Source organism: Nocardioides sp. (assembly GCF_031397825.1).
In the GTDB taxonomy this organism is placed as follows: Bacteria; Actinomycetota; Actinomycetes; order Propionibacteriales; family Nocardioidaceae; genus Nocardioides.
The window spans coordinates 1-3,794 of the sequence record NZ_JANNML010000021.1 but is presented as its reverse complement, the minus strand read 5'-3'; the positions used below and the strand labels follow the sequence as shown (position 1 = coordinate 3,794).

Below are 3,794 nucleotides of genomic sequence, written 5' to 3'. Positions count from 1 at the left end.
GTGACGCGGACACGGCGTACGCAGGAGTTCTGGCACTTCGACCTGGCGGGGGACCACCGGGTCGAGGAGGTCGAGGTCCTCGGCGAGGACGTCGAGACGGTGACGTGTCGCTGGTGCGATCGCAGCGACGCGATCGAGCTGATCTCGCGCAACGACGCAGACCTCGCCACCGACCCCTCCTGAGGGGCTCTGGGACGACGCAGCCACGACGCCGGGGACACTGTCGGTGGGCCCTGCGAGCCTGGTGGGCATGACGACGAGAATCGACTGCGACACCTGCGTGGTGCGCGGCCTCGCATGCCACGACTGCGTGGTGACCGTGCTGCTGGGCCCGCCGCCCGAGCTGACCTTCGACGACGACGAACGACGGGCGCTCGACGTGCTCGCCGCCGGGGGGCTGGTCCCACCCCTGCGCCTGGTCCAGTCGGTGGTGACCCCCCATGTCGAGTCGGCCTGAGACCGGAGTTGGCCAGGCGGTGGGACGGCGACTAACCTGACCCCTCAGGCAGTCGTGGAAGTGGGCCACCAGGGTCCGCGCGGAGGCCGCGTCGAGTTCTGGGTCGCCCTCCGGGCGTCCGGGAGCCGGGGAACCAACTCATCTGGGGTGGATCTCCCGCAAGGCGTCACGTGCAGGACTGCGTGGCTGGAGCGGGAGTAAGGCAAGTCGTGCCTGAACCCGTCAGCTCACCCGGTAGGCGTACGACACGCAAGGGAGACCGCCCGCTCGTGCGGAAGCGACTCATCACGGCCTTTTCGGCCCTGGCCATGGCCACGGCCATCGGGCTCGTCCCCACCACGTCGGCGCAGGCCGAGCCGGAGATCAGCGACGTCCAGGCGCGCGTCGACCGTCTCTACCACGAGGCTGAGCAGGCCTCGGAGCGCTACAACGACGCCAAGATCGAGCTGGACGCGCTCCAGCGCGACCTCGACTCGCTGCGTGCCGACCAGGAGCGCCAGGACGCCGAGCTCGGCGACGTCCGTGAGCAGGTCCAGGACTCGCTGCTGCGTCAGTTCGAGGGCCAGGGGATCTCCGCGGTCGGCGAGGTCTTCGTCTCCGACGACCCCAGCGCCTTCCTCTCGCAGCTCTCGACGATGTCGACCTACGACAACTACCAGGACGCGCTGCTCGACGACTACGCGACCGAGGTCAAGGCCCTCGACATCCGCCAGTCGGCCACGAACACCCGCCTGGGCCAGGTCGCCGCGACCGAGGAGAAGCTCGAGGCCGAGAAGGCCACGATCGACGACAACCTCGCCGAGGCGGAGGGTCTGCTCGAGGACCTGAAGGAGGAGGAGCGCGCTGCGATCCTCTCCCGGGGATCGACCGCCGTGCCCTCCGACGTCCCGGCCTCGGGCCGCGCCGCCGCAGCCGTCGCCTATGCGATGGCGCAGGTCGGTGACTCCTACGTCTATGGCGCCGCCGGCCCCAGCGCGTTCGACTGCTCCGGTCTGACGATGATGGCCTGGGCGCAGGCGGGCGTCGCGCTGCCGCACTCGTCCTCCATGCAGTACAGCTCCGGTTCGCGCGTCTCCTCGAGCGACCTGCAGCCCGGCGACCTGGTGTTCTACTACAGCCCGATCAGCCACGTCGGCATGTACATCGGCAACGGCATGATCGTGCACGCCGCCAACCCGAGCTCGGGGGTCGAGGTCTCCGAGCTCTACTCCATGCCCTACGTCGGTGCGGTCCGTCCTGGCTGACGCGCCCACCTCGAGAACCGGTCGCCCACCTTGGTGGGTGGCCGGTTCTTCGCTGCTGGTGCTCGTCGCGGCGGGTCTCGTCGCCTGGTCGGTCGGTGGGTCCGAGCCCTATGTCGCGCCCCGTCCCGGGCAGGCCGAGGCGCGGGTCAGCCCCGCCGAGGCGTCGCGGACGCTCAGCCTGCTCGTCGAGGCCGTCGAGGGCCGTGACGCTGCGGCCGCCGCGGAGCTGGCACCCGAGGACGACACGGTGGCGGTCGCGCTGCTGGACTCGGTCGTGACGAACGCCGAGGCCCTCGACGTCGAGGACTTCGCCCTGCGCTTCATCGACGTGTCCGGGGCCATCGGCGCCGACGGCACCTGGACTGCGGCCGTGGATGCGACCTGGGCGTTCGACGGCTTCGACCCCGGCCCCGCGCGGGCCGAGGTCCTGGTGCGCTTCGCCAGCGTCGGCGGAGCCACCTCGATCGTCGACATCGGCGGTGGGGACCGGGTGACCCCGCTCTGGCTCGCCGGCCCTGCGACCGTCCGGCAGACCTCGGACGTGCTCGTGCTCGCCGCGGGCACGGGCGCCGGCGTGGCGCGATCGGCCGACCGCTACCTCGCCCAGGGACGTGCCGCCCTCCCCGTCGTACGCCGGGTGCTGTCGCGGTGGCGAGGACCGCTGGTGCTCGAGGTGCCGGCCACGGAGCAGCAGTTCGACCGGACCCTCGACGCCGAGCCGGGGGCCTACTCCGGGATCGCGGCCGTGACGGCCAACCCCGACCTGTCCAGCGCTCCGGGCGCACCGGTGCACGTCTTCATCAACCCCGGTCAGTTCGACGTCCTCCGGGCGCAGGGGGCGCAGATCGTCATCACCCACGAGGCCGCGCACGTGGCCACCGACGCCGCGAGCACGCGCTCCATGCCGCAGTGGCTTCTGGAGGGGTTCGCTGACTACGTCGCCCTGCGCGACGTGCCGCTGCCCGACAGCCGCACGGCCGCGCAGGTGATCGAGCAGGTGCGCGCTGACGGGCTCCCGACCACCCTGCCGGGGCTCACGGAGTTCGACGCGACGACCGGTCACGCCGGAGCGGCCTACGAGTCGGCCTGGATCGCCTGCCGCGTGCTGGCCGAGCGCGGGGGCGAGGACGCGCTGGTGAGCTTCTACGACAGCGTGAAGGACGGAGCGGCGGTCGACGCCGCGCTGCGGGAGGCGTTCTCGTGGGACGAGCAGCAGCTCGTCCGGGCGTGGCGGACCCGGCTGTCAGACTTGGCTGCGTGACGAGCCCGGATCGCAGGACCGCCCTCGGTGTCGTGGTGGTGGGGGGAATCGTGTTCGTGGCGCTCGCAGCGCTGCTGGTGCCATGGAACCCCGTGCCCGGGGGCGACCTCCGGCCACTGGATCCGAGCGCGGTCTTCACCGCTGAGCAGGTCGCTCGAGCCGAGGACTACTCCCGGTGGGCCCGCACGATGAGTTATGGCTCGCTGGCGGTGTCGTTGCTCGTGGTTCTGTGGCTCGCGTTCAGTGCGCGGGGCCGGCGGTGGTTCTCCCGGCTGCCTGGCCCGTGGGTGGGCCAGGTCGTCCTGGCGGTGGCGCTCGTGGAGGTTCTTCGCCGCGTGATCACCTTGCCGTTCGCGGGGCTCCTGCGGCGCGAGCAGCTCGAGGTGGGTCTCTCGACGCAGGCCTGGAGCGGCTTCGCCGTCGACCTCCTCAAGGGCGAGCTGGTGAGCATCGTCGCCACGTCGCTGGGACTGGTCGCGCTCACGGCGTGCGCCCGTCGCTGGCGCCGGGCATGGCCGGCGGTCGCCGGTGCCGTCCTGGGGCTGCTCGTGCTGCTCGGGTCGTTCGTCTACCCGCTGCTGATCGAGCCGCTCTTCAACGACTTCCAGGAGCTGCCTGACGGTCCGCTGCGCACGGAGATCATGAAGCTCGCCGACGAGGAAGGCGTGCAGGTCGGTGACGTGCTGGTCGCCGACGCGTCCCGTCGTACGACGACGTTGAACGCCTATGTCTCCGGCTTCGGCGGCACGCGGCGAGTCGTCGTCTACGACACGCTCGTCGACGGCCTGCCGCAGGACCAGGCGCTGTCGGTCGTGGCGCACGAGCTCGCGCA

At 71.5% G+C, this 3,794-nt stretch carries 4 protein-coding genes, 1 pseudogene and 1 riboswitch; all 5 genes and pseudogenes read left to right on the top strand.

Features of this window, described 5'->3' with window-relative positions; translation table 11 throughout:
* A pseudogene (locus RMN98_RS01225) lies at positions 1-183 on the top strand (hypothetical protein); the annotation flags it as partial.
* A gap of 67 nt (positions 184-250) precedes the next feature.
* Complete coding sequence (locus RMN98_RS01220) at positions 251-457, top strand: hypothetical protein (RefSeq protein WP_309646980.1); 207 nt, start codon at positions 251-253, stop codon at positions 455-457.
* A gap of 94 nt (positions 458-551) precedes the next feature.
* A riboswitch (cyclic di-AMP (ydaO/yuaA leader) is annotated at positions 552-713 on the top strand.
* A 52-nt stretch (positions 714-765) separates the two neighbouring features.
* On the top strand, positions 766-1,701 hold the full coding sequence (locus RMN98_RS01215) for an NlpC/P60 family protein (RefSeq protein WP_309646979.1): 936 nt from the start codon (positions 766-768) through the stop codon (positions 1,699-1,701).
* 37 nt (positions 1,702-1,738) lie between these two features.
* Positions 1,739-2,962, top strand: coding sequence for a hypothetical protein (locus RMN98_RS01210; protein WP_309646978.1), 1,224 nt, complete (start codon positions 1,739-1,741; stop codon positions 2,960-2,962).
* Positions 2,959-3,794 (top strand): M48 family metalloprotease (locus RMN98_RS01205; RefSeq protein WP_309646977.1); only part of this gene is annotated, 836 nt, incomplete at its 3' end. The genes RMN98_RS01210 and RMN98_RS01205, both read left to right, overlap by 4 nt.